This window comes from Paenibacillus sp. AN1007, from assembly GCF_040702995.1.
Classification (GTDB): Bacteria; Bacillota; Bacilli; order Paenibacillales; family Paenibacillaceae; genus Paenibacillus.
This window is the reverse complement of record NZ_CP159992.1, coordinates 6,519,671-6,546,670: the sequence shown is the minus strand read 5'-3', so window position 1 is coordinate 6,546,670 and position 27,000 is coordinate 6,519,671. Positions and strand designations below refer to the sequence as shown.

Annotated in this window: 18 protein-coding genes; all 18 read right to left on the bottom strand. The window is 47.0% G+C overall.

Going from position 1 to position 27,000, the window contains the following annotated elements:
* Window positions 1-4: 4 nt before the first annotated feature.
* The 18 genes from flgK to ABXS70_RS29180 all read right to left on the bottom strand — a co-directional run bounded on the left by flgK (window position 5) and on the right by ABXS70_RS29180 (window position 26,945).
* Entirely contained in the window at window positions 5-1,558 is a 1,554-nt protein-coding gene (flgK, locus tag ABXS70_RS29265; RefSeq protein ID WP_366292968.1) for a flagellar hook-associated protein FlgK, read from the bottom strand.
* Window positions 1,559-1,577: 19 nt separating this feature from the next.
* Window positions 1,578-2,081: a flagellar protein FlgN gene (locus ABXS70_RS29260; RefSeq protein ID WP_366292965.1), complete on the bottom strand. Its 504-nt coding sequence runs from the start codon at window positions 2,079-2,081 to the stop codon at window positions 1,578-1,580.
* Window positions 2,082-2,092: 11 nt separating this feature from the next.
* Window positions 2,093-2,377 (bottom strand): flagellar biosynthesis anti-sigma factor FlgM, encoded by a 285-nt coding sequence (gene flgM, locus ABXS70_RS29255; protein WP_342553046.1) that lies wholly within the window; start codon window positions 2,375-2,377, stop codon window positions 2,093-2,095.
* 173 nt (window positions 2,378-2,550) lie between these two features.
* The gene (locus tag ABXS70_RS29250; protein ID WP_366292961.1) at window positions 2,551-2,955 is read right to left on the bottom strand and encodes a TIGR03826 family flagellar region protein; all 405 of its coding nucleotides are present in this window, start codon (window positions 2,953-2,955) and stop codon (window positions 2,551-2,553) included.
* A gap of 239 nt (window positions 2,956-3,194) precedes the next feature.
* Window positions 3,195-4,139 (bottom strand): ComF family protein, encoded by a 945-nt coding sequence (locus ABXS70_RS29245; RefSeq protein WP_342553048.1) that lies wholly within the window; start codon window positions 4,137-4,139, stop codon window positions 3,195-3,197.
* Between the two features lie 223 nt (window positions 4,140-4,362).
* Window positions 4,363-6,417 carry a helicase-related protein gene (locus ABXS70_RS29240; RefSeq protein ID WP_366292958.1) on the bottom strand — a complete coding sequence of 685 codons (2,055 nt, stop codon included), beginning with the start codon at window positions 6,415-6,417 and terminating at the stop codon, window positions 4,363-4,365.
* Window positions 6,418-6,584: 167 nt separating this feature from the next.
* The gene (locus tag ABXS70_RS29235; protein ID WP_366292955.1) at window positions 6,585-6,950 is read right to left on the bottom strand and encodes a hypothetical protein; all 366 of its coding nucleotides are present in this window, start codon (window positions 6,948-6,950) and stop codon (window positions 6,585-6,587) included.
* Window positions 6,951-7,382: 432 nt separating this feature from the next.
* On the bottom strand, window positions 7,383-7,775 hold the full coding sequence (locus ABXS70_RS29230; protein ID WP_366292952.1) for a hypothetical protein: 393 nt from the start codon (window positions 7,773-7,775) through the stop codon (window positions 7,383-7,385).
* 235 nt (window positions 7,776-8,010) lie between these two features.
* Window positions 8,011-8,733: a response regulator transcription factor gene (locus tag ABXS70_RS29225; RefSeq protein ID WP_366292949.1), complete on the bottom strand. Its 723-nt coding sequence runs from the start codon at window positions 8,731-8,733 to the stop codon at window positions 8,011-8,013.
* 4 nt (window positions 8,734-8,737) lie between these two features.
* Complete coding sequence (locus tag ABXS70_RS29220; protein ID WP_090922925.1) at window positions 8,738-9,898, bottom strand: sensor histidine kinase; 1,161 nt, start codon at window positions 9,896-9,898, stop codon at window positions 8,738-8,740.
* Window positions 9,899-9,945: 47 nt separating this feature from the next.
* Window positions 9,946-12,669, bottom strand: a complete 2,724-nt coding sequence (locus ABXS70_RS29215) for a stalk domain-containing protein (RefSeq protein WP_366292946.1) — start codon at window positions 12,667-12,669, stop codon at window positions 9,946-9,948.
* A gap of 327 nt (window positions 12,670-12,996) precedes the next feature.
* Window positions 12,997-16,800 carry a SwmB domain-containing protein gene (locus tag ABXS70_RS29210; RefSeq protein ID WP_366296812.1) on the bottom strand — a complete coding sequence of 1,268 codons (3,804 nt, stop codon included), beginning with the start codon at window positions 16,798-16,800 and terminating at the stop codon, window positions 12,997-12,999.
* Between the two features lie 234 nt (window positions 16,801-17,034).
* A complete protein-coding gene (gene metK, locus ABXS70_RS29205; RefSeq protein ID WP_366292943.1) occupies window positions 17,035-18,237 on the bottom strand; it encodes a methionine adenosyltransferase in 1,203 nt (400 codons plus the stop codon).
* A 254-nt stretch (window positions 18,238-18,491) separates the two neighbouring features.
* On the bottom strand, window positions 18,492-18,767 hold the full coding sequence (locus ABXS70_RS29200; RefSeq protein WP_342553055.1) for an alpha/beta-type small acid-soluble spore protein: 276 nt from the start codon (window positions 18,765-18,767) through the stop codon (window positions 18,492-18,494).
* Between the two features lie 148 nt (window positions 18,768-18,915).
* On the bottom strand, window positions 18,916-19,518 hold the full coding sequence (locus ABXS70_RS29195; protein WP_366292940.1) for a hypothetical protein: 603 nt from the start codon (window positions 19,516-19,518) through the stop codon (window positions 18,916-18,918).
* Window positions 19,519-19,658: 140 nt separating this feature from the next.
* The gene (locus tag ABXS70_RS29190) at window positions 19,659-22,325 is read right to left on the bottom strand and encodes a hypothetical protein (protein WP_366292937.1); all 2,667 of its coding nucleotides are present in this window, start codon (window positions 22,323-22,325) and stop codon (window positions 19,659-19,661) included.
* 130 nt (window positions 22,326-22,455) lie between these two features.
* The gene (locus ABXS70_RS29185) at window positions 22,456-26,085 is read right to left on the bottom strand and encodes an S-layer homology domain-containing protein (protein ID WP_366292934.1); all 3,630 of its coding nucleotides are present in this window, start codon (window positions 26,083-26,085) and stop codon (window positions 22,456-22,458) included.
* Between the two features lie 518 nt (window positions 26,086-26,603).
* Complete coding sequence (locus tag ABXS70_RS29180) at window positions 26,604-26,945, bottom strand: hypothetical protein (RefSeq protein ID WP_342553059.1); 342 nt, start codon at window positions 26,943-26,945, stop codon at window positions 26,604-26,606.
* Window positions 26,946-27,000: the final 55 nt, after the last annotated feature.

Here is a 27,000-nt window from a genome sequence, read left to right as displayed (position 1 = left end):
TCGATTATCTGCCTACCATACCGGTAGAGTTAATTAATTTATCAAGCAGTTGATCATAAGTGGTCATAAAACGTGCAGATGCACTGTAAGCATGCTGGAATTTGATCATGTTGCCCATCTCTTCGTCCAATGATACACCGCTGACCGATTGCCTACGGGTATCCACCTGCTGTACCAAAAATTCGGTGTTGGATGTCTGACGTGCTGCTTCCTGAGATTGAACACCCAGCTGCCCTACGATGGCACTGAATTGTGCCCCGATCGTTGCATTACGCAATCCATCCGCTGATTTCATTGGGGTATCTTTCAAGTTTGCGAGCAAAAGAGCCAAGGTGTTATTCCCTTTGATTACCGTTTCCGTTCCAGATGCATCTGTCGTACGAAGTGAGGTCGCAATCTTGTTCGGATCAGCCAATATGGCCGCATTCAAGGAAATGTTTCCTGCTGTAATTGTGGTTCCACCGCCAGCTGCAGTAAAGAAAGGCAAACCTCCCGTAGTGGTTCCATCCATACTGTATCCGAGCTGGTGTAATCCGTTCAGACCTTTAACAGTAACCTTAAGATCAGTAGTCAGTTTCCGTCCATCTCCGTTGTATTGAACACCATCCAGGAAGGTATTCTCAGGCAGTACAGAACCTGCAGGTATAGTGATCTCAATATCCCCATTAGCCAATGTATTAGCTAACTCGTCCATTTGTTTGCGATAATCGCTCACCAGTGTATCTCGGGACTTAATCATACCGTGGACCTCACCGTTAGTGAGTGTTCCCGCTGTGTAAGCAGCATTCAAAAATGCTGGATCGACCACAGCTTGTACGGCTCCACCAGCCACAAGTCCTTGTCCATTCATCTGAACCTGATAACCCTGTGGTGTATCCGTAACGGTAATATTCATAATTTTGGACAGCTTGTCTGCCATCAAGTCACGTTGGTCACGCAGATCGTTGGCGTTATCGCCAAGGGATTCAACCTTCACGATTGCACTGTTCAGGTTTGCAATGTTACCCAAATATCCCTGAATTTCATTGCTTTTCACCGCAATGTTGCTGTCCAAATCATGCCCCAATGCATCCAATTGACGGCTAATCTGGTTCATTGCGTCCGTAAGTGCGAGTGTCGTTTCTTTAACAATCCGGCGTGCAGTTACGTCCTCCGGGTTTTTGCTCAGATCGGACCAGGATTTATAGAAGTTATCCATCACCGTCCGAAAACCGGTCTCCGATGGCTCGTTAACGATAGCTTCCAGCTTTTCGAGTGTATCTCGCTGAATGGACCAACTCCCGAAGTTGGTATTTTCATTACGATACTGATCGTCCAGAAACTTCTCGCGAATCCGGGTAATGGAGTCGAACTCCACCCCTGTTCCGAGCTGACCTGGTGTTGTGCTGTGCAGAAATGCAAACGGCTCCATCGGAATGGATGCCTGCATGTTTACTCGCTGGCGTGAGTACCCTTCCGTGTTGGCATTGGCTACGTTATGACCTGTTGTGCTAAGAGCGGTCGTCTGTGCGAACAAACTGCGTTTAGCCGTTTCGATTGAATGAAATGTAGATGTCACCTGGTTTCCCCCTATTTAATCAGGCACGCGTGTCAAACAGACCGATTCGCCCTGGATTGCCGTGCTTATCAGCAGGATGCTGATAAGTTGCATCCTGTTCCGGCCTCGAAGCAAACATGTCCATCGATAGATCAATAAACATTAACGATTGCTCGATCAGCTTTTGATTGAGTTGATTGATGTCTTTCAGTTCCTGTAATGTTCCCGCCAGCTTCTTCTGGATCTCAAACAATCGCTGTTTATCAGCCGGATCAAAGATCAGCTTGGAAATCTCGGTAATATTCAGGTTCAGCATCGATTTGATGCCGCGCTCCTGAAGCAGTTCGTGAACAGCATGCATTCGCTCCGTCTCCAGCGGCTCCTGCTGTTTCATAAACTTGGATTCCTTATTCATGATAGCAATAAGCTGGTCCACATCATTTTTGACGATAACCTCTCGTTTGACCTGACTGAGTGCCAGCATATCACGGTGACTTTGCTCCATCTGCTGTAAAACTGCAATTAATCTGTCCAGTGCTGCCATTACATCATCACCTATTCCTTATCAAAAGACTTAAAATACGGCAGCAGCTTGTCGGCAAGCTTACCGCTGTCTACCTGGTACGTTCCCGAACTGACTTGATCTTTCAGTTCCTGAATCCGCTGCAGCCGTCCTGCATCCTGCGTACGTCCTTGTTCTTCAAGCATCTTCATCGCCTCCGGAGAAATGGATACCTCATCCTTGCGGCGGCTTTTCTTGGTTTCAGCCTGCTGATTGGATTCAACATTCCTCTGATATGAATTGATGGCTCCAATTCGACTCGGTTCATTGATTTTCATTCGATATGCACTTCCTTTCAGATATAATGGGATGATTTACGTTTTTCTTTCTTTATCTTTATGTGGTTAAAAATGAGTAGGATAATAAAAAAAACCGATAATCTTTAATAAGTTTATCGGTACGTTCCAAAACATTTGTTATAGCATTATTCGTATTTAAGACCACGTTCCTATTAATCCCGTAGTTTGTCGACAGCATTGTAGGTTCGTCCGCCTACTTGGTTGTTCTCCTTCTGACCTACTTCACGAGCAGCGCTGGCCAAGTCTTTGGTTAACCGGGTACGGCAGGAATCACACATATGACCTTCCCGAATCAGCATTCCGCACACTTCACAAGGATACATCATATTCGGGGCGTTTTCGATGGAAATACGTCCCTCCCGAATAAACTTGGTGATCGTCTTGATTGAGACTTCTGTCGCATCGGACAACTGCTGTATGTTAGCGCCCTTATTCTCGCGCAGATATTCTACACAGATCTGGTATTCCTGCTCCATCTCCTTGATACAGTTCGAGCATACATCACGAAAATTCAATGCATACAGTCTGCCGCAGCGAGGACAATTCCCTAGATTCATCGCTAAAACTCCCCTCTCAAACTTCCTTTTCCGAGCATCTAATACCTATAGATTACCTTATATTCTCATATGAAGTCCATATATTATTTGCGAATATCAAATGCAGCAGATTGCGTATATACGCAATCGATTTCAAAATCCAAACCCTACAATTGGACAAGGTTATCTTGTCTTAAACTATATTTTTGCGAAAATATTTTCCTCCTCCACGCTGTTGGATTAATAAAAGCAGTAGCAGATTAGGAACGAGCTAACGTTAAGGTGTAAATTTCTACTGGAATACCTGCGCAGCCCGCTGCCTGTAGAATAACGTGTCCGCACGCATCCAATGTACTGCCTGTCGTGTATATGTCATCGATTAAGAGTAATTGTACAGGTTTGCTGCGGTTAATCGGGTGGTTTGATGAATCAAGATCGGGGACCCTGCCATTCTTCGCAAGAAACTTCAGATTGTTCTCCTGTTCGTTTAAATGTTTCTGAGTATGAGTATTCTGGCGGCCTTGATTGTTCCACAGTTCTTCAATACGACGTATTCCTCCGAGCTTGATGGAAAATGCGTGCTTCATCGTTTCGAAGCGCTCAGCGCGAGATTTGAAGCTCTGCTTGGCGGTATTGATCTGACGCTGCAGCAGATCAACGACGGGCAGACGAGCGGCGGCGGCAAGCCCGGCTGCCAGCTGCTCCGCCTGATTAAAGCCGCGCTCGGCCAAGCGCTCGCCGCTCACGGGAATATACGTGACCGCATCCGGACGCCATGGCGGCTTACGGGTTTCTTTTTCATACAGCCTCGTCAGTTCTTCACTCATTGCCTGAAAGCTCTGAATCAGCAGTGCCGTCAGCAGCGGGGCATAGCGCTCATGGCCTCGGAATTTGTACATACTAATCCATTCCTTCATTAGATCGTTGTACTGTACGGCGCTTCGATTGCAGATGAAGGAGCGGTGCTGCATATGCGGGCGTACACAGTCCGGGCATCCCACGCCGCGCCCACAGCGCTGACATCGGATCACACCAATCCATGGAATCTGCTTCACACAGCGCGGACATATCCCCGGATAACGTGAGGACAAGACTGCACGGGTCCCGCAAGTCAGACAGGATGATCCGGGCGGGCCAAGCAGTTGGTGAAGATGTCCGGTCAGATGCTGGACACGTTCAAAAACCTGGGAGATGTAATTAAGCATGATGCGTTTCTCCTTTCTTAATGCTGCAGACATTGCACAGCTGAGGTTATGCAGTAACTGCTAAGTGAGGAACTGTAATCGTTCTGACTGGCAACGGATACAGGCGGGAATGATCGATCGTTCGTACAAAAAAGTTCTTTTCTTTTATAGCGAGTAAGATCAGACGAAAAACCATACAGCAAGTGTAATTAGACTCGGCCGTATTGGAACGATGTAACGGTGATTATTTAGTCCCTGGCGGATGCAGGTAACCTTTGCGGCGGGCTATCGTATTCATTTTGCGAATCTGGGTTACGGCTTTGACTTGAGCACGTGTACGGCGGAATGCAGCGAATATGACACGGCCTGCGGGATCATCTTTGGAGCGTCCTGCCCGGCCTGCCATCTGTACGAGAGAAGCCTCGTCGAACAGTCCGTTATCTGCATCCAGAATAAACACATCACTGCGCGGAATCGTCACGCCGCGCTCCAGAATCGTGGTGGTGACGAGCAGACGAATGGAGCGTTCCCGAAAAGCGATAACTTTGGCGGCCCGCTCCGCGTCCTGCGAAGATGTTCCCTCAATTGAGATTTTCGGGAAGGTGCGTCTCATCAGGTTCACAAACGCCTCGATCTGGGCGATGCGTGTTACAAAAACAAACACCTGTGCATCACGCTGTAATGAAGCTCTAATGCTGCTTACAATGGCGGCTGGAAGCTGTCTGCGCTTGATGCACTGAGCGACAGTAGGCATGCTGATCAGTTTCGGTACAGGCAGCGGATGCCGATGGAATCGCACCGGCACTTTGGCATGCGCAAGTTTCCCCTGAGCGGCTTCCCGCTGTAACCGGGTCGGCGGCGTAGCGGATAAATAGATGAAATTGCCGTCCGGTCTACAGCACGACGCAGCCGCATGAGCCAGCATGGGATCATTATGGTAAGGAAAGGCATCAAGCTCATCGATGATCACCAGATCAAACCCCTGATAAAAACGCATAAGCTGGTGTGTGGTCGCCAGCGTGAGCTGTGCGTCTTTCCAGCGCTCCGAACTCCCGCCATAGAGCATGGCGAGCGAGGTGTCCGGGAAAGCTTTGGCAAGGCGCGGAGCCAGCTCCAGCACGACATCCCGGCGCGGTGTAGCCACCAACGCTCGTCCTCCTTGATCCAGAGTGTGCTGGATCAGCGGGAAGATCATCTCGGTCTTGCCGGCCCCGGTCACGGCCCAGAGCAAGAACCGCTCCGGCCCATCTCCTGCGGGAGGCCGGGCCAAAAACGCGAGCGCCGCGCCTGCTGCCGCGCGCTGCGCTGCGCTCAGCCCCCACCGGGCGAGTCCGCCGCCGGTGGGGGCCAGGGCCGTGCCCCGCGGTGCTTCGCCGCGTGCGGGCACGGCCCCCTGCGCTGCACTGCGCAGCAGCAGCGCACAGGCACGGCTGCGCCCCAGCGCGAGGCAGGCCTCGCAGTAGGCGCACGCCGCCAGGCCGCAGGCAGCGCAGGGCACGCGCTGCCTGGCTTCGCTGCCACAGCGGTGGCAGCGGGGCGCGCTTCGCGCGCGGCCGAGCCACGCGAGCCGGCGGCGCGCGGCAGGCCCTTCGAGGGCGGCTGTCAGCTGCAGCCGCCCATGCAGGCACGCGAGCTGCGCAGCCGCGTGCCAGCCCCCCGGCGGCATGGCGGGCTCCGCCGCCAGCAACGCCTCGGCTTCGGCCGCCAGCAATTGGCGGCCGTGCATGCGCTCAGCCAGCAGAGCTGCGCACTGCTCCAGCTGAGCCCAATGCTCGGCGGGATAGGGCTCCGGCATCCCGCCCACGCGATCTGCTCGCGCAGCTCCAGTTCCGCTTACATCCTTGCTCTTTCCTTGATATTCATTTCCACCCCCAATTCCATTCGTATCTTCATTTCTGTTCGGACTTACCGTTCTTCCTTCACTCCGACTGAATCTCGTCATTCCGCTTCGTCCTTTATCGCCTCTTTCGCTTCTATTCCAATTCCCCGCTCCAGCCTGCTCTGCCAACGCTTTTCTAGCCTCGGTCTCACCCGAAGCCTGCTCGTATAAGCCCAGCTTCGCATCCATGTAACTCTCCCATGCTTCCTTCCGCCACTGATCCATGCCGCGCAATTCCACAAACTGATCCATCAACCACGAAGCCTGACTTAACGGCAGCTGCATACTTAATACATGCCACTGCTGGACAAGCTGTCCACTTACACCCCCAAGCCACCACATCACATCCACCCGAATATCGAGTGACATTATCATGCGCCACTCCCCACCTGTCCTGCACACATACAACGCAGCCTGCATCGCTCTAATTCCTCCCTTGTTCATATCTAGAAACGCAAAAAAAGCACATCCTAACCGGCGTCTTCACCGGAGCATGTGCTTCATGTCCATTATTCGTTGTTTGTTGTACGTTTCATCATTATACTTCTGTCCTAAGTGTAAAGATGTTCATAGTCCAGCATAATTCACTATTTTCCAACCCATACTCGCGGTAACTGGTTTGGACCTGATTCAATATAGATCGCTTCTCCCGGCTGCAGCACCTGTCCATTCACTTCGAACGTAAACGTCGTTTCGGGCGAAGTACCATACACATCGGGAACATTGTCTTCTTGCATATACAAGTCTATTCCATCCAAATTTAAATCATGATCCATCTGATCGTTAACACCACACTTGATCACTTCGTTTATACCAAGACCATCTTCTGATAAATGAAACAGTTCAACCTGACTAGATGTGGTTCTTTCGGCAGCTGCTTGATTAATACCTAAGGGCAGTATACAAGCCAACAATACCAACAGCAGTAATCTTCGTATATGTACCGGGTTCATCTTATATTCCCTTTCCTGAACCTTTTCTCGTAAAAAATAATTCGTTTTGCACAGCGCTTTCTATCATCCTGAAAATATGCATAAAAAATTCATATAGAGCAATTATATGGTCCATTCTCCTAACGGTCAATATTACCTCACCGCGTCTTACGATGCGCTCTCAAAAAATTGGAACTTTTCATTTGTATATGCGCAACTTTTTCCAGTTTTCTCAGTCTATACTTTTAAGTTAAGACTTCTGACTTCAAAATGCTTGTGCAATTGTCATGCGAAGCGATAAATCCAGTCTTTAACCATAGATTGCAATAAAACCCATATTCAATTTAAAGGCAGACTTGGCTACAATTACAAAAAAAAGACTACAGCATTGTGCTGTAATCTTTCTCATCGTGAATCGCATATCAACATCTGCATCATAGAATTAAATAACACTTACCTGCATCCAGCTTCATCGCTGGAATTGCGCAGATCAATGAGGCGATAGCCATCACTGGAATGCACGGCATGTTCAAGTTCTGCTGGCACAGCAGGCAGGTATGACAGCTCCATGCCCTGTCTTTGCATCATCTTCTCAATAATCGTAATGGTCTCCGTCTGTTGATGATCGGCAACCACCGTTAAGGAGAAGCTCTTCCCACGATATAATAATTCCAGGCAAAGTGCTCGAATAATGCCCTCAATCCGTCCTGCCTGATTGGAAGGAATAAGCAGAATCTGCTCGAAGCCTTCGGACTCCGGGCGGGAAGTATGGCGCTGGTGCATAAGATGAACGGCCATTGCCGCCAGGAAGTATATAAGCAGAATCATAGTCAAATGAGCAACCATGGCAACTGCACCTCCTCGGAAGGTCATGTTCACCCATGGCGAACATCCCTGTATACAGCAGTATATGCTGCATATTCCGAAGGGTTACAGCAAGCCGTCCGTCAGCGCTCGCTTGAACCGATGTTCAGTACACCCTGGCACTTTGTTCATTTGCAGTGATAAAGTCCATCAACCCGCAAACCAATCCAGCTGCTGGAAAGGGTGCGAGTGAACACATTGAACCTGATTAAAACAATTAGAGCGTAACCCAGCCGTATTTGATGGAGTTAATAACAGCCTGTGTACGGTCATCCACTTCCATCTTCTGCAGAATGCTGCTGACATGGTTTTTAACTGTTTTTTCACTGATGAACAAAAACTCACCAATCATTTTATTGCTCTTACCTTCAGCCATCAAACGCAGCACCTCAGCTTCACGGCGTGTCAGCGGGTTATTATCGCCAGCAACAAATTTAACGCCTGCTTCCTTCGAAGTTCCCTCGCTCATTGCACCTGTCTCATTAAGATACGTCATCCGGCGAAGCTGCATAATCAGTTTGCCAGTAACTTTAGGATGAATAAATGCATGCCCTTCATGAACCGAACGAATCGCGTTGATCAGAGACTCTGCTTCCATATCCTTCAGCAGATATCCGTTTGCTCCTTTACGGAGTGTTTCGAATACATAGCTTTCATCATCATGAATAGACAAAATAATAACCTTCACATCCGGGAACAGCTCGCGCAGCTTCTCGGTCGCTTCAACCCCGTTCTCTACAGGCATATTGATGTCCATCAGAACGATGTCCGGTTTATCCTGGTTACAGAATTCGAGCACCTGAATGCCATCGCCGCACTCGCCGATGACCTCAATGTCGTCCTCCATATTTAGAATGCGTTTCAATCCTTCTCGGAACAGCTGATGATCATCAGCCAAAAGAACTTTAATTGATGTTTTTCCAGTATCACGGTTTTCCATCCTGCTACTCCTTTCCCTTATCCACGTTTGTCGGGATATGAATGACTATTTTGGTTCCCTGATTCTCTGCGGATTCAATCTCTATTCTTCCTTCTAACAGTTCAACCCGTTCTCTCATCCCGATCAGACCGAAGTGGTTGTGATCCTTGCTTTTCTTGGCAAGAAGCTCCGGTTTGAACCCAAGCCCATTGTCCTGAACCACAATCTTGACGAGCTGAGCCTGGTATGTAATTTCTACGACAACATACGTGGGATAAGCATGCTTGGCAGCATTAGACAGACCTTCCTGCACGAGACGATAGATTGCAGCCTCCATTGCAGAAGAGAGACGATGTTCCTTGCCTCTTGTTTCAAAAAGCGACCGGATTTTTGTTTTTACTTCAAAATCCTGCACATACTTGCGAAGCGTTGGGATCAATCCCAGATCATCCAGTGCCATAGGACGCAGATTGAAAATAACTTTTCTCATTTCTTCAAGACTGGAACGAACCTGGCCTTTCAAATCTACTATTTCGGCCTGGACCATCTTAAAATCCTGCTTCATGAGCATTCTTTCTACAATTTCCGTCCTAAGCACTAGATTGGCAAGCATCTGCGCAGGCCCGTCATGAATCTCACGAGCAATACGTTTCCGCTCTTCCTCCTGGGCCAGAATAATTTTCAAACCAATCATTTGTCGATTCTTGGCAGACTCGATAATCCGGGTCACTTGACCCAGCTCGCCTGACAAGTATTCTAGCACAACACCCATCTGCGAACCAATGGTCTCGGCACGCTCCACAGAAGCCTCCACATTTTTGGCACGCTTCTGCAGATCATCCCGGCGGGCCTTTAGATACATTTCCTTCTCACGATAAATCATCAGATCCAGCTGCAGCTGTGTCGCTTTTTCATATGCCTGCTTGATATCATGCTCCGAATAACGGACAAAGTCGCGGCTAACTTCCGTCAGCCGGATTCGGGAACGGCGGTAATTCAGCTCCAATTGATCTACTTTCTCGATCGTTTCCGCCGTTTCCTTCAGCACCGACTTCAACTCCTCGTTGAGTGTTTTCAGCTCATCGCGAGTAGAGTCCATGATTTCGAACATTTGATATTTGCTGTTTTCCATGACTTGTATGGCGTTTTTTATGACGCGGTCTATGGCATCGGCTTGTAAATCCACGTTTGTTCGACTCCATTTCTATCGTTTCCGGTATATATCATACCATATCACGATGAGATGGTAACGGTCTTCGTGTTCTGTTCCCATTTTACAGACAGCCCGAGCTGCTCGGAAACGAGTCGGAGAGGGACTAAAGTCCTACCACCACTTACGTATGGTGCAACAGATGCGCTCTGTCTTTTACCATTCAGAACATATTCTTTCTGACCTACCACCAGATCGATCAGCTTGCTGCCGCGAAGGACAGTAATCCGTTGATTTTTGCTGTCCCAGCCCGCCTGTCCGCCAAAAGCGTCCAGCACGTGCTTGATCGGCACATACGTCGTTCCATTTTTGATAACCGGTGCGGCATCGATTGTTTTATTCGTTCCATTTACCGTCATGGACTTCTGTCCAAGCACAAGTGAAGCTGTACCTGTAGGCAGCCCAACTTCGCTGGATTTGGAAGGCATTGTGAAGGCAATGTTATCAAACGCAACCGTTCCTGTCATTGCACGCTCATCCTGTCCATCTTCCACGTTAACTACGTATACACGCTTCAGCTTAGCAGGATATGCCATGTTCAGTCCATTCAGGTCTACGCTGACCTTCTTCCATCCATTCCAGTCAATCGCTTTGGCCAGATCGGCATATACCGTTTTGCCTTTAGCATCCGTGAATTCTGCACGGAGCCAGTTCAAGCTCTTGTCACCCATCACATCCATCGACATGGATGTAGCTGCTGCAGATACATCTCTGCCTGCTGAACCATTCAGTTGGGCATAAGCATACATTTTACCCGTTCCACCTGTCATATCGTAGCTGAGCTGCAGCACTTTGGAGCCAGCCTTATCTCCGGTTCCTGCCGTGACTGCTGCTGATCCGGTTACCCCGGCCGCATTCGTTGTGAAGTTAATCGGATAGTTCGCGTTCTCAAAATTTTCCCAGATCGTTTCGCTGGCTGCTGCAGACAAGACTACAACCGTGCTGTAACCATCATAACGACCAATCGCATAACCAACCTGTGCTCCATCATTAACAGACGATACCGTTAACTGGTCTCCTGACACTTTACCTTTAAATCCGACAAATTCCCAAGTCAGAGAGTCTGCTGGTACCGTTACGCTTTGTCCGCTCTTCGTCGTAGCCGTAACCGGGATCGAGACAGTTGTGCCCGGCTGGAGCGAGCCCAGACCTGATCCGACTGTCAGAGAAGCCAGCTCACTGCCGCCCAATACCGTTACTTTAATGGAAGAGGAAGCACCGCTGCTTGTTGCCGTCAGCGTTGCTGTACCCGGTTTCACTCCTTTGACCGTTCCATTGCTGACGCTCACGATGCCGTTATTGCTGGATTTCCAGGTCAACGGAATATTGCCTGTAGCGATCGGGTTGTAGTAGGTGTCATACCCTTTCGCGGAGTATTTGCCTTCCTGACCTGCAAGCAGCGTTTGACTGCCGCTTACTGCGAAGCCTTTCAGCTTGCCTTCAGGCGCCGTTGAGAACACGCCGAGTGTGTTGACCACTTGACGCTGCTCTGTACCGTACTCCGTATTAAAGGTCAGACTCGCCGCTTGTTCACCCAGCGGACGCGTAACCATCGTCGTGGATCCGCCGCCATCCAGATTCATGCCTTTCCATATGCCTATGCTTGTCATAAATGACTGCAGTTCGGTCAAAGACATGCCGCTGCTGTTTCCGTTCTTCTCCGCTGCAATGATGTATACATAACGGCCATCCTGAGAGTATCCTACCGCTGTTCTGGCGCGAACACCCCCAATGCCGGAAGAAGCAATATTGCGAGAGAACGGAGTAGATTGGCCCCCGTTTACCAGAATGGTATGACCACCGATCATCATCTCCAGATTGTTTGGGTCAACCGTCTGGCCTGTCGTTTTGGCAACAAGCTTATAGTCAGCTCCCAGGGTTTGCCCAACAGACAAATGGCTCATAACCCAGGCTGCCGCTGTCCCGTGCGAACGCAGAATATAGCCGTCCTTCGGCACAGTCATATTCAATGCTTTTTTATCCGAAATCTGCGTGATCACACCATTCTGTACAAGCACCTCCGTTGGCGTGGTGGAAGGATCATTCGGACGTTTGGTTGACGTCCATGCAGGTGTATAAATATACATGGAGTTGGCATGGCTGTATGTACCCGATCCCGTTTCAACCGTATAGTCCTCCTTATTTATCCCACGCAGAGCAAACGTTGAACCATCCTGTGCTTTCACGGTGCCGTCAAAGGAATATTCGTCGATCATCGGCTTGCCATCCTTGGTTACGGTCAGGGCATACATCCCCTTCAGCTCGGAAGGTGTGGACACTAAAACACCGTCAGAGACCTGCCCGCCAATTGGAGACAATTCTCCCGATACGTTAAAATAATCCCCGTTTACGGCAGCCACCGCGCCGTTTTCCTTCGCCATACTGCCTGTGCTCTGTTTGCTGTTTAATTTGCCGCCTTTACCTGTCATTACATCCAGCTTAACGTACGGATTTTGCAGATCCACCTGCACAACATCTGCGAGCACGTTCACCTTCGAACCTGAACGCGTTGTTGTATATCTGTATTTCATGAGCTTCGCACCCGAAGTCAGAATCTCTTCACTCAATTTGCTTGTATTCGTTGACGCCGCGGCCGCTGTAGATTGCCACGAAGTCCCTGACCACATCTGTCCGCCTGCACTCATCACAGGTGCAATCCAGATTACACCCGCCAGCGTTACAATTGCCCATTTTCTAGCCTTACTGTGCTTAACGTCTTCCAGCTGTTTCCCATGTTTCCCCAGCATGTTTGAAACGTCTCTCCCATCTTGTATATGAATCTTAGACATCCCACATATAATGCCATATGGCAGTACATCGAGTGATCCCTAGTATACTCTTCTATTAATAGACTGTTTTTAGCAGAAAAAGTTACGCCGTAAGCCAAGAATGAGGCATAAATTGGTTAAACTTTTCTAACTGTGCCTGCAATTTTTCTACAGATGTTCTATCCAAATCTACTAAAAAAGGACGCCTCAAGAATTACATTCCTGAAGCGTCCTTTCAATCTAAACGATTATAACGATGGATTAACGTCATGATATCTATAAAGATTACATTGAAAAACTACAAGCTTACAAGTATCCCAGTTTATCGAGAACCCGTTTCAGCATTACTGCTGCCTGGGCACGACTTGCATTGCCCTGCGGAACAAATGTGCTGCCTGTCATTCCTTGAATGATTCCCGCTTGTACTGCTTTGGCAACGGATTCTTTGGATTGGATCTTTTTATGATCCTTGAACTTGGACAGTGCTGCATTCGTCGAAGATTGCAGGGATACCGTCTGACCGCCGTAATTCATGGCACGAACCATCATAATGGCCATCTGTTCACGCGTTATCGCACGATCCGGCTTGAACGTCCCATCGGTATTGCCCGTGATGATGCCAGCTTCCGCTGCCGCACCGATGTAAGCACTCGTGATGCTCCCGCTTCGAATATCCCGGAAGCGGCTGGCTGCGGTTGGTTCGGCCTTCAGCCCTAACCCTCTGGCTACCAGCTCGGCGAACTCTGCACGTGTGATGTTCTCATTAGGGCCGTAATAGGAACCATTCGGTGCACTAATAATCCATTTGGCAGAGAGTTCTTTAATAACCGCTGCGGCCCAGTGGGATGCTGTATCCCTATAATTAACGACATGACTTACAGGTACAATTGTCTGATTGCCATTTAGCTGACCTTTAATAATGAAGCCGTCAGCTGTGTTTTTGAACGAACTTGGTACATTGGATAAACCTGAAGTAACAGGATCGACATACGTAAATCCAGCTGTAATGGTAGGTGCATCTGTCGATATTTTCATAGAAATTTGGCTTTTTATATCTATCTCCATGCGCTGATTGCTGCTTGCGTTAAAAGCAAACATGTACACTTCTGTCGTATTCCCTAACTTTTGTGCGCCTGAGTTTATAAGCATTCCATCCATCGTACCTGACGTTAGTACAGGAACAGTTTCAAGCTGCACATAGAATGCCGGTTCCTTCGAACCTGAAGAACCACTTGTACTGGTCGACATCATTGTATTGGCACCAAGCGTTCCTATGCTCCGTTTCATAGATTCCAGATCCAGATTAGATAACGGTATTGTCCAGAGACGATCACCGTATTTCACACCTACAGTACCTTTGGGATAACTTGCTGCGATCTGTGTCAGAGCATTCAATGGGAAACCAACATACGCAGAAGATTCACTGTCTGGAACTTCAAACACAACAGGCAGATTTAATTTACCTGCTGTCGAGGCATATTCAAAGGACTGGATCAACTTCACTCCATCCACATTAAACTGACGAGTCGAACGGTTATTCCCCGACATTGCAGCATCAGAAGATGCCGTGCTGTTATTGATCAGAAGCAGTGCCTGGCCGTAACTGGATGCATCCAGCTCGTTCAGCCACACCGGACGTCCACTCGCCTGGTTATTTACAGGTACGTTTGTCCCAGGCTGCTGCAGTGTGAGCGGTCCAAACGCAGGCACGGTTGTATTGGATGCATCTCGCAGCGGTACAGCTCCAGGCATATAACTAATCGTGCCCGTAGGATTCTCGTTTCCTGTATTCATAGACAGATCTAATTTTAATGTCACCATAGATCCGGAAGCGGATGCTGACAGCAATTTAGCACTGGCATTGCTGAGCAGCACGCTGAACTGTGCCAACGTCAATGACGCTTCAGGCTGAATGGCCTCACGGAACTGAATCTGGATCGTATCGCCTTGGATGACAGCCGACAGAATTCTGCCGTTACCGTACGTATACGCGACTGGCGTCATGTTAAGATAACCCGCCGGGTTGCTGTTCAGATCGGTTAACCGCAGTGCTCCAGGCACATACGATAACGTTACGTTTTGAGTATCTTTGACCGCTGAGGCAAGTGTCAGTGTAACCAGATCATCTTCGATCTCGGATTGATTGACAAAAACAGGCTTCCCGTCAACCAGCACGGAATACTGGCTGTTCTGCGGTTTGTTACCCGGATTCAGCGGTTCATTGTACCGCATCCACAGCTTGTTTCCACTCACCTCTGCGCCTTTTAATTCAGGCGGCTTGGTGTCAATCGTATTGCGGACATAGAAGCCGGCAAATCCGGCCAAGGCTTGTCCACGGCTGTCTTTTACAGGCCATGAACCTGGTGTATAAGAGACACGAACGACCTCTCCATCCGTAATCGAACGGCTCAGATTCAGGGTTACCACCGAGCTGTTGTTCACAGAGATGCTGTTCACCCCGACAGCGAGCTGGTCAGAAGTTACACTGAACTGCCTAGCCGCATCACTGGATGTAACGTATACCGTCTCAGGATAATACAATGTGATTGTACTGAAGTACACGCTTCCTTCCCGCGGCTTGGACATCACGGAATCCATTCCGTTATCTACATCACGTGCACCAAAGGCTGCGGCCGCATTGTTAGACTGATCGGTAACCCGGCTGCTTGTTCCCGGTGTATAAGCAATACGAACGACCTGTCCTGCGGCTACGCCGGTATCCAGAACGACATACACACTGTCGCCCGAGATGTAGGTGTAGCTGATACTCCGCTTCTCTCCATTGACGGTTACGGCATACGTGCTGCTGAGCGGGTTAGTGCTGGACAACCACTTGTCGTAAGTCAGACGAATGGTGTTATTGCTGTGCATGCTCGCACTTTTCAGAGCTGGGGGAGTTGTATCTTTGCTCAGTGTTTTGAATCCCCATGAAGTCGAACCATTCAGCCCTGTGAACATGTTACCTGCTTTATCGCGGTAGGCATTGGCAGGCAGGTCAACCACATAATTCGTATTGCTCTCCAGCTCGCTTGTTGGCGTAATAATCAGCTGTCTGCTGTTTGAACTATTAAACACCGTTCTGGTGGAGACAACTGCACCATTGAATTTCTTAAGCACAGGCTCTTTGAAGTAATTGGTGTCGAGCTCTTTGCTGAAGGTCACACTCAAACTCCCGGATAGAGGTACATTGGTTGTACCATTTGGAGGAGTCGTTGAGGAAACGATAAGTGCAGTCGGATCAGAGATGATGTTGAATCCCCAGACATTGCCGCTGATGCCGCTGACATCGTTCTGATCTGCATCTCGCAGATAACCTTCAGGCATGATGACATAATATGTAGTATTGCTGTTCCAATCCTTCATGGGATCAATGGTAATGGTTCTTGTCCCCAAACCAGTCACCCGAGGTGCGCCTGCATCGACAGCAATCTCCTCAAATATCGTTCCGCCAACCCGGCCTTGATAGATGGTCATTTTTCCTTTACCTGCTGTAACAGGTTTATCAAATGTCATCACGATATTGGTGGATGGGGCCATAATTGCTGCGTTCTCAGGAACCTTGCTGACCATTGCAGCTGAGCCTAAACCTTGTGTACTGAACGTCCACTCTTTTTTGAGCAGGCCCGCAAAGGGCGTATTGTCTTCCGAGTAGACTAGTGATTTATTGTCCATTTCAACGTAATAGGTTGCTCCTGGAAGAGCTTTGTTAAGCGTGATATTTACACGATACCCACTGGCCGAAGAATCGGTACCTGCTCCACTGTCAGGCGTGGAAGGATCGGTAATAGGCAGCTTCGGATCAATGGTGACTTGACTGCCGGACACGGGCACAGAGTCCACAATAGAATTATCATCCAACCTTCTCACCGTTATTACACTCTGTGTTGAATCTGCTTTCTTGACCGGTTTCACAAAATCAATAATAAGCGGGGCCGATGTATCTACGTTCGCCGCTTTTACCGCTGGAACCGTATCTTTGATACCCATTGCAAGTAACTCGCTGGCTGCATATGTACGTATCTCCGCTCCACTCCAGCCGGTAAGCCAGCCTTGAGCTGTTAAAAGTACAATCAACAATCCCAACATGCTCTTTTGGGCTATTTTCCTCATGTTCACTGACGTTCCCCCTTATTCCCATGACTTCTTATGTCTGATATACAGACCTCTTTATGTATTTCGGTTTCAAAAGGAATAACTGTTAGTTATTTGGGTTAATTTCCCATAAAACTTTTAAACAAATCCAATATACTGCTGACAGCTAATTTTGCCTTGTCTGCTCGCAAAAAAGCTCCTGATCCCTGAACGGAACCAAGAGCTATAATTTCGCTGAACATATGAGAACTATTACAGACCTGCTTGGGATTTCAGCAGTTCTGCCTTGTCCACTTGTTCCCAAGGAACATCGAGGTCTGTACGGCCAAAGTGGCCGTAAGCAGCCGTTTGTTTGTAAATCGGACGACGCAGATCAAGCATACGAATGATGCCAGCTGGACGAAGGTCGAAGTTATTGCGTACCAACTCCACCAGCTTCTCTTCGCTGACTTTGCCTGTTCCGTACGTATCCACGTTAATGGATACCGGATTGGCTACACCAATGGCGTATGCAAGCTGGATCTCCACTTTGTCAGCCAGACCCGCAGCCACCAGGTTCTTCGCGACATAACGTGCCGCGTAAGCTGCAGAACGGTCTACCTTTGTTGGATCTTTACCCGAGAACGCACCTCCACCGTGACGTGCATAACCACCATATGTATCTACGATAATTTTACGCCCAGTCAGACCTGCATCTCCTTGAGGTCCGCCAATCACGAAACGCCCCGTCGGGTTAATAAAATATTTTGTCTGCTCGTCCAGCAGTTCAGCTGGAACAACAGGCAGAATTACATGCTCTTTGATGTCCTTCTGGATTTGTTCCAGCGTTGTCTCTTCCGCATGCTGCGTGGACACAACGATCGTATCAACACGTACCGGCTTGTCACCATCGTACTCGATAGTCACTTGTGTTTTACCATCCGGACGCAGGTAATCAAGCATACCGTTCTTGCGCACTTCCGCCAGGCGGCGAGCGATACGGTGGGACAATGCGATTGGCAGCGGCATCAGCTCTGGTGTCTCGTTCGTTGCAAAACCAAACATCAGACCTTGGTCACCTGCACCAATGTTCTCTGTTTCACGTGCCATTTGTTCAGGATCACGATGCTCCAGAGCGGCATTGACACCCTGCGCGATATCAGCGGACTGTTCATTGAGTGACGTCAGCACCGCACATGTATTATAATCAAAACCGTATTTAGCACGTGTGTACCCGATTTCCTTCACCGTATTGCGTACGATGGCTGGAATGTCCACATATTCAGACGCGGAGCTGATCTCGCCAATAACAAGCACAAGGCCCGTTGCTACCGAAACTTCGCACGCCACACGAGCGTTAGGATCGTTCGCAAGAAACGCGTCCAAAACAGCGTCCGAGATTTGATCGCAGATTTTATCCGGATGTCCTTCGGTTACAGACTCTGATGTAAAAAGATGTCGGCCTTTAATAGACATGAAGTTTCAACCTCCCATAACTATAGTATGGCGATTGCCCGAACAAAACATAACGGCGATTCGTTCACTATACCCTCGAAGTGGATTAACAGTATTAAAAAGGTTACTGATCTACATTTACGAAGATAAGGATTTTTCAGGTAATTGCCTAACAAAAAATCAACCTTTCCCTAGTGGAAAAGGCTGCATACCTCAAATGTCATCTTATCGTATTTGTCAAGTCGTGTCAATTCAGGTCACGTTACGTATGAGTTCTACAAGTGCAGTTCTGCCTGACGAATCAAGCGTTTGGTAATCTCTCCACCGACCGAACCATTCTCCCGTGAAGTGAGATGTCCCCAGCCTTTATACTGCCCATAAGAGTGATCACTCATCTCGCCAAGCTCCCCGCCGAACTCCGTATCTGCACCTGCCAGACCTCCGCGGCCGCCATATCCTACATTCAGCCCAAACTCGGCAGCAATCTCATACTTCATCTGGTCGAGCATTTGACGACTTTCCGGTACGACCTTCCGATTACTTCTAGCCATTGTTCCTGCACCTCCGCTTAATGGATTGTCTACAGGTATAGCGTGGGCAGGAACAGGCCTGGCTAGCCGTATTAATGTTTGTTAGAACTGGTTAATCTGAGCAAAAACGTACATTAATAATGAATAATTACAGAATAAGCTGCACAACCTATTTTAACGTATATCCACCACGTACCATTACGGTCAGGCTGTATCTGTTACCCTCCAGAACGGTAATGCCGCGTCCATCCTTTGGAAAAGAAAGCAGGTGATTGGTCGGCGCTGCCTGACCATTCGTCAGGTCTACCCCGTCCGTCAGATCGGCTACACCATTCTTACCCTCACTGACGATCACTGCTTTACCGCTGCGTACAATGAACTCCGCGCCGGATTTGCCGAGCAGCTGCTGGCCCGGCTTCACCATAACGATCTCCACGGCATCGGCTGCCCCCGATACCAGTGGCGGCAGTCCCGGATCAGTACTTGATCCGCCAGTACTGCCTGTGCCTGCTGATCCATTGCCTGTGGATGTGCCTGCATTTCCCGTACCGCTGTTTGTATTACTGCCGGCATTACTGCCTGCAGCTGGAAGCTTGCCACCCAAAGCCTGCTGAATCTGCTGATCTACATAACTCTTCGTCACCACCGGGTCATCTGCGGTTCCCGGCTGACTCGTTCCTGCGCCAATCGCTGTATCGTTATATACCGCCCCGACCCATACACCAACACCAATGGCCAGTGCGGCCAAGGACACCTTCATATACGGTTTCATGTGTGAAATGTTCCTCCTCTGGTAATCTATTAACTTTAACTATAGAGAAAAAAGAGCAAGGGGACAAGCAAAACCTCGCTTCCCTGTATGGGGAAGCGAGGTTTATCGCTGTCAAAATCATGTTGAAGAAGGGATACGTCCTAGCGATTAGAGTTAGAATTATTGTTATTATTGTTGTTGTTTGAACCCTCTTCAGGGAATATCGGCTCTTCTTTTGGCAATTTGGTTGTATCGTAGCTGTAACCCTGCTCTGCCAAGCGAATACGCTGTCCTTCAAATACATCATACAGGGCAACACGATAAGAGCCACCGCGGATTTTATCAAACACCATGTCATCAATACTCCAGGTTAACGTTTGGTTAATGCCCGTTTTCAGATCAGTAGCCAATGCAAGCTCTTTGTCAAACACTTTACCCGAACCGTCCGTTACGGATAGGATGTATTTATGTCCACTTTCGCCGCTGTCTACTGCCTCTTCCTGGGTTAAGGAATAGATCATCTCGAATTGTACAGATGTACCGCCTGTCAGATAAGCTCTAATATTGGCGCCCGAGAATTTGAACGGATACAGATCGATATCATTCAATGAGGACAGCACTGGCAGTGATTTAGGCTGAATTTCGAAAGAGGTGGCATTAACATAAGCTGTAGCATCGCCTTCCCCTGTCACGAATTTGTTATCCGCGACCCCTTCACCCACAATCAGACGCATATCAGATAACGTTTTGACGCTCTTAGGCACTTTCGCCCAGAAGGTTACAATACTCTTCTGACCCGGCCCCGGAACACGGTTCGCCTGCTTCGCCTCGGCTTTGTAATACATACCATCCGCTGTTTTGTAGTAACCTACCAGCTTGCCCAGACCGTTCTGTCTAAGCGATTTGTTCGTCATCTCAAACTCGGTATATACGATATCGGAAGACGATCCCGGGTAGACGAACGTTCTGCGTACGCCAAGCTCTGTTTCCTTCTCCGAAGTGCCCTGCGTGAAGGATTTCCCTTCAGCGACATAAGCCAGTGGTTGAATCAATCCAGAGGTATTGAGCGTAATCCAGTCATTCGTCTCCGTTTCACTTACTTTTTCCAGCAAGGTCAGTTCCAGACGGCCCATGTTAAGCTCTGACGGAATTTTGGTTAACAGATACGCTTCCGTGACCATACCCGGACCTACCAGCTTGCCGCCTTGGGTACGAATCAGCTTGGTATCTCCATCGATACGTGCAGAGTCAATCGTAAACATCGCTTCCAGCTCCGGCAATTGTACCGTCTTCGTAGATGCGTTACGGATGGTCACCTTGGCAGCAATGATATCACTATCCATCCATGGAAGGCGCTGCAGGGAACCTACCGATACACCAAAGGTACCTTTGCTGTTTTTGATTACCGTCTCTGTAGTAAGACCGTCCCCACTCGTTACCGATTCAGGAATGGCGTAGATACCTACAGGATAGGAAAATTGGAATCCGGCAGCTCCTGTGCTTGCCCCCGTTCCCGTTCCTTCCTTGCTTTCATCGGAAGATGCCGGTGTCATCACCACAAATTTGATTTTGCTGGTATCACCGTCTCCTTGGAGCGTGGAGGTCAATTTAATCGTTTTGGTTGATCCCGGTTTTAATTTCAGATCATCCAGGGCTTTGGTTTCGATCGGATACGAAGTACCGTCTTCTGTCCGAATCTCCAAAGCATATTTCGGAATCTTAACTTCTTTCTTGCCTTGATTCTTCAGAACCCACTGCATGGTCAGCTCATATTCCTCATCTTCAGCCCGTACACGAGCAGACTCCAGCAGAGTTGATACGGTCTGTCCATCAATTGAGATCAGATTAGGCTGATTAGCTTCGGTATTCACATTAGTTTGACTCGCTTCAGGAAGCTGCAGGGCAGCAATTGGCAGAGCCGTTTTCTCTTCCCCTTGCTCTTCTACAAGCAGCAGCTCGGATTTCTCCAGCTTCAACGCTGTAGGTAAAGAGGCCATTAAACTTAAAGTTTTGTTGGCCTGAGCCTGAATGCTGATGCCCGTGCTGTCTTTGTCCGGGGTTAACGGATAATTCGTTCCCCCTGGGGCACGCAGAATCCATTTTACATTCGGATTGTCCAGCAGTTTATAACTGATGTTGTTCAGATTCACGCCGATCTTGACATACTGCTTCTTATTTTCGCCCGGGTACACTTTAATACCGGAGACCTTCACCTTTACAGCCGAGTCACTAAGACGGACTGTTTTGGTTTTGCCTACGGGCGTTGTGATGCTGTACGAAGCAGGAACGACGAATTTCCCGATGGTACTTTCATAATTCGGCTTGCTGAAATCCCATTTCACAATCAGGAAATTCAGATCGCTCAGCTTCACTTCACGTCCAACCTTCATCACGTACGTCAGATCCACCGTAGAACCTGGGGATACAGACTTTTTCTCCTGATCCTTGGCGATCAGCTTTGGCGAGAAGCTGGTGCCTCCACTTGTTTTCACTTTGCTCCAGTAATCCAGCATCATCATCGGTTTACTGTCATTGTTCTTATACGTCAAGGTATACGTCACCGTATTCCCGTCATTCTGAGACAGAATATTCACATCCGTCAAGGTCACCGTACTGCGAGCCGTGACCTTCACCGGAGGCACATTGGCCAAGGTATGTACGACTTTATTAGCCGCAGCTTTCTTCTTATTCGCTGCCGGATTATTCGCACTGCTCGAAGCATTTTTACCCGCACTCGCCGGATTTGCCGCAGCCAAAATAGTTCCCCCACTAGAACTGATCAACAACACACTTGATAACAAAGTCGTTATGACCTTTTTATGATCCACTTCCAAACCTCCCATAAGTTGCTTGTTGCTTTATAGTATAAACGTTTGAAAGGGAAAGAAAGTTACGATGTTGTTGTATAAAAGAAAAAAGCTTACCCTAATGGGTAAGCTTTTTTACAACTCACTGTTATTAGTTAGCAGAAGTTGTGATTGAGATGTTTTTGTTAGGAGCAGGGGTATTTGCAGTGATTACAACGTCAGCAGTTGTACCAGTAACAGTATACCCTGGCAGTTTACCAGTCATAGCAGTTCTGATCAATGCAGCTACATCAGCAGCACTTTCATTTCCAGTTACTGTGATTGTAAATGTTTTGCTCAATGTACCATCATTGAAAGTAATTGTGTTCTGACCGGCAGCAGAAGCGCCGCGAGTAACTTTAAGCGTAACCTCTTGACCTTTGGCTGCAACTTGGTCTTTACCTTCAATTACAGTTTTAACTGTGCTTTTCACTCCAGCACCGCTCAACAAGATGCTAGTTGCTTTAGCACCTACATTTTTAGAAGTCAAAGTAATAACATTGTTATCACTTGCAACAGTGTACTCTGCATCCAAATCAGTACCAATTGCCGTAACAATTTTATCCGTTACTGCTTCCAGACTATCAGTAACCACTACAGGAACAGTTTGGTTAGTAGTAATTGTTCCATCATTGAAAACCAATTGCACGTTACCATTAGCAGGAACACCAGTCACTTCAACTTCAAGTACTTGTGCTTCACCAGCGAATGCAACAGCTCCATCAACAGTAGTAGTTGCGGATGTAGTTACACCAGTAGGTGTAGATACATTAGCAGTTGTTCTGTATTCAGAAGACTCGCTTGCAAATTTGCTAGTATCACCTAGCAAGTGAATGAAAGTTGCATTTTTGTTCACTTTAACGATATAAGGATTGTTATCTTTGTTCTCATCTGCAAACGTCACTTCAACAGACTTACCATCTGCAGAGATTTTTGCAGTATATTCACCTTTAGCAGCTGATAAAATTTCGTTATCTGCTTTATCAGCGCGTCTAACAGTAAGGTTACCTGCTACACCATTAGGATTAGTTTGTTCCAAAGTAGTTGTGAATGGAATTTTAACTGTTCTGTCTTGTTGATACAATTGTTTGTTTGAGTTAAATCCTACTCCACTTTCATCAACTTTTGGTGCAACGTTACCGTTTGGAGTAACTTCTACAGAACCAATTTTGTTACCTGCATAAGTTTGAATTCCATTATTGCTTACAGTGCTAACTCTGTTAGAAGATGTAACATCGGAATTAGTTTTCAAAGTTACTTTGTTTCCACTGATGGATACAGAATTAATTACTGTTCCAGATACGATAAAGTCACCAGCAGAAGCATTAGCAATAGCTTTGTTGAACTCAACTTCGATTGTTCTAGCATCTTTAAGAGTTGCAGTATTAGCTGTCAACGCAACTTCATTCAATGTGTCAGCTTCAACCCAATCAGTTGCTTGACCTGTTTTAGATTTCAATCCAGCAATTTTAATTCCTTTTACAGAACCACCGTTGAAAGTAACTTCAGTTCCTTCGATGTATTGTGGAAGAATAACTACAACAGATTTACCGCTATCTACAACATTTACAGTAGCATCGCTCGGAAGAGAGATGTTTTGTACTTGAGTAGAGTTATTTTTTTGGAAAGCGATGTAGTAGTTAGCACGGTTGTTCAGAGCTGTAAGATCAACTTCTCTGTCAAATGTCAGAGCGATTTTACGATCAGATCCACCTTTAACATCTACTCCGTAACCTGTAAGTCTTGGAGCCGCGCTGTCACTTGCCAAGAAAGTACCCTCGTAAGTAACCATTGTGTTAGAAAGAGCTGTTCTATCTTTCACATCGGATACTTTCAGATTGTACGTACCAGAGAGCTTGCTGAAGAATACTACATTGAATTCTTTGTTGTCATTTCCAACTGGCTCAACAGCTTTCACTGGAACATTATTACCATCTTTTTTAACAGAGTAGTACTTGATGTCATTAGCATCTACTGCTTTGTCAAAACGTACAGTCAATTTGTCTGCATACTTAGAACCATAAGTTGCTTCAACAACTTTAGGTTGAACAAGATCAACTGAAGCAGTTACTTTATGTTCTTTAGTAGCATTAGCATTACCGGAGTAGTCTTTCACTTCTACGAACAAAGTGGACTCATAACCTGGAAGACGGTTACCGGAATCAAATACAACTTCAAACACATTAGAAGACAATTGAGTTACTTTGCCAGTCTTTTTGCTATCGCCATTCTTCCAGTAGAAGCTGTCGTTAGTTACAGAATTCGGATCAATCTCTTCGTCGAAAGTAACAGTTACTTTTTCCAAAGTAGCAGAAATTTCAGTCACTTTAGGCCCTTCAGTATCAACTGCTACTGTGAAATCAGTAGTTGCAGCCAAAGATTTAAGACCAGCGTAGTCTTCAACCAAAGATGTTGTCAGCTTGTGAGCACCTTCAGAGATTGTGCCAGTGAAATCACGCAGGATTACTTCACGCTCGTTAGCACCCAGTGTTACCGAACCAACATATGCTTTGTCATCCAATTGGAAGTTGCTGCTTGTTGGTGCTTTAACTGGCTCAGAGAAAGTTACTTTAATCGCTTTAGTTCCCAAAGCTTTAACTTCAGTTACCGTAGGCAAAGTGTTGTCAGCAGATGAGAAGGAAACTTCACCTTGTGGCAATACAGTACCAGTAGAAGATTTTACGTTTTTAACAACTACTTTGTAAGTAGTTCCTTGTGTGAATGCACCTGCAGAAGTTGTATCCAACAAGAGACGTACTGTTTTACCATCTTCCAACAAAGTTGCAGATTTAACTTTACGGGAGTTGTTATCTACATTGTAGTTGTTTTTGTCAGTTGCAGTAGCTTTGTCTACTTTACCGTCAAAAGCAACGTCTACTTCTTTCAGGTTAGTGGAAGAAGCGGATTGTACTTTAGTTGCAGCTTCTACAACATAAGTAACTTTTTCAGTGAATTGTTTGTCTTTGTAAGTAAACTTCACTTCAGTTTCTTTGTTAGCTTCGAGAGCTTTATCCAAAGTCACTTTTACAGTTTGGCCGTCGCTGATTGTGAAAGTAACGACTTTACCAGCTTCGCTTACTTCGTATTTAGTAACTTTCAGGTTTTGCGCTTGGTCAATTGCGTAAGCAGCGCCTACAAGCAATTCACGGGAAGCGTTAGCTTGGAAGTTCAATTTGGAATCAATCAGGCCAGCATTGATTGCTGCTTGAACATAACCTTTAGCCCAACCAGTTGCTGAGTTATCAGCTTCAGCTGGAACTTCCAGTTTCAAAGCGATTGTCAGGACTTTCGCCATTTCTTCGATTGTTACTTTACCGTTGAAGTCAAAGATTTTCTTTTCAACGTTTTTACCTTCCATGATGCCTGCAGCTGTTACTGCTTCGATGAAAGGAGCAGCCCAGTTTTTAGCATTATAGTTTTTGTCTTTGTAAGAATATACACCAGTAACTTCTTTCAATCCAAGCAATTTGGTGATAACTTTTGCAAATTCAGCGCGAGTCATCTCTTTATCCAAACCAGCTGTTCCATTCGGATAGCCAGAGAAAATACCTTTTGCTTTCAATGCATCAAACTGTTGTTGCGGGGAAACTGCTGTATCACCGAATGCTACAGAAGCAAACATTGAGAATGCCATTGCTGTAGACAATGCTACGGATAAAATTTTCTTCATAACCTTTTTTTCTCCTCCTTGGGTGTTCATAACATTTAAATTTTCTTTAATAGGGTCGCTCGTGTTCCTCATATATTGTTGCACCCCCTTTCCAGAGTTCTGAGCAAGTTAATATAAATGATGTCTGTGAGCATATCACAGAAACTTGTAACCTAGTTCAACAATCAGGTCCACACGTAAATAGAGTAGTTTCCTAATCCTACCTACGTATTATACAATGGGTCTTCCGAGTCGTAAAGCAATTTTTTCTAATAAATAGACAAGATTCTTCACGAGGTCATTCTTGGTAAGTTCCCCAATGTTTTTGACTCTACATCTTAAACGCAGTAGATTTCAAAAAGTTGCGCATTCCACAAAAAAAGTTTTGAATTTATTTATGTATTGATGCAGTGCGGGGTCGGGATCAATTCAAAACATATGGAAACCCTTGATACATCAGCACTTTTGAAGATGTTACCTCTGCTTCATTCTGCTGCCAACGTTTATTTATACCCACACTTGATGCGCGTGAAGCGACAAAATCTTCTAAAAGAAAAAAATAAAAAAGCACCCTGTTCAGGATGCTTCCGGAAATAATTCTATGACTTGTCCTATCGAATTTTCATCGCGAGTTCAATAATCTGTGCACGCATCTGCGGATCGCTGTTTAGCTTCAGATACATGTCATCAATCGCAAGTCTATTCTCACGATAGGTTTTCTCGTGCTTCATTGTCGTATGAGACCATTCAATCAGATCATTTTCGGCCAATACAAGATTATTATAGGCATCATGGAAGCCGGTAGCCTTTACGAGCTCTTCCATCACTTCCTGAGAGATCTCCTGTGTCTTGCGTGTATCTTCCAACTTTTTCTCCAAGATGACTGCCTGCTTCTCAAACTGTGTCTTTGCCTTCATGTAGCCCAGCTGGGCCTTCGAATAAATCGGTTTCATTAGCTAACTTCACCCTCTAGATCATTGTGTATTTGTTGCTATTGTATCTTAATCT

Coding starts and splice junctions, on each gene's coding strand:
- flgM (WP_342553046.1), bottom strand. CDS start 2,377: ATGAAAATCAATGAACCGAGTCGAATTGGAGCCATCAATTCATATCAG.
- ABXS70_RS29245 (WP_342553048.1), bottom strand. CDS start 4,139: ATGCTTAATTACATCTCCCAGGTTTTTGAACGTGTCCAGCATCTGACC.
- ABXS70_RS29195 (WP_366292940.1), bottom strand. CDS start 19,518: ATGAAACCGTATATGAAGGTGTCCTTGGCCGCACTGGCCATTGGTGTT.
- ABXS70_RS29200 (WP_342553055.1), bottom strand. CDS start 18,767: ATGGCTAGAAGTAATCGGAAGGTCGTACCGGAAAGTCGTCAAATGCTC.
- ABXS70_RS29250 (WP_366292961.1), bottom strand. CDS start 2,955: ATGAATCTAGGGAATTGTCCTCGCTGCGGCAGACTGTATGCATTGAAT.
- metK (WP_366292943.1), bottom strand. CDS start 18,237: ATGTCTATTAAAGGCCGACATCTTTTTACATCAGAGTCTGTAACCGAA.
- ABXS70_RS29185 (WP_366292934.1), bottom strand. CDS start 26,085: ATGAGGAACACGAGCGACCCTATTAAAGAAAATTTAAATGTTATGAAC.
- ABXS70_RS29235 (WP_366292955.1), bottom strand. CDS start 6,950: ATGAACCCGGTACATATACGAAGATTACTGCTGTTGGTATTGTTGGCT.
- ABXS70_RS29240 (WP_366292958.1), bottom strand. CDS start 6,417: ATGCAGGCTGCGTTGTATGTGTGCAGGACAGGTGGGGAGTGGCGCATG.
- ABXS70_RS29210 (WP_366296812.1), bottom strand. CDS start 16,800: ATGAGGAAAATAGCCCAAAAGAGCATGTTGGGATTGTTGATTGTACTT.
- ABXS70_RS29225 (WP_366292949.1), bottom strand. CDS start 8,733: ATGGAAAACCGTGATACTGGAAAAACATCAATTAAAGTTCTTTTGGCT.
- ABXS70_RS29215 (WP_366292946.1), bottom strand. CDS start 12,669: ATGCTGGGGAAACATGGGAAACAGCTGGAAGACGTTAAGCACAGTAAG.
- ABXS70_RS29260 (WP_366292965.1), bottom strand. CDS start 2,081: ATGGCAGCACTGGACAGATTAATTGCAGTTTTACAGCAGATGGAGCAA.
- ABXS70_RS29180 (WP_342553059.1), bottom strand. CDS start 26,945: ATGAAACCGATTTATTCGAAGGCCCAGCTGGGCTACATGAAGGCAAAG.
- ABXS70_RS29230 (WP_366292952.1), bottom strand. CDS start 7,775: ATGGTTGCTCATTTGACTATGATTCTGCTTATATACTTCCTGGCGGCA.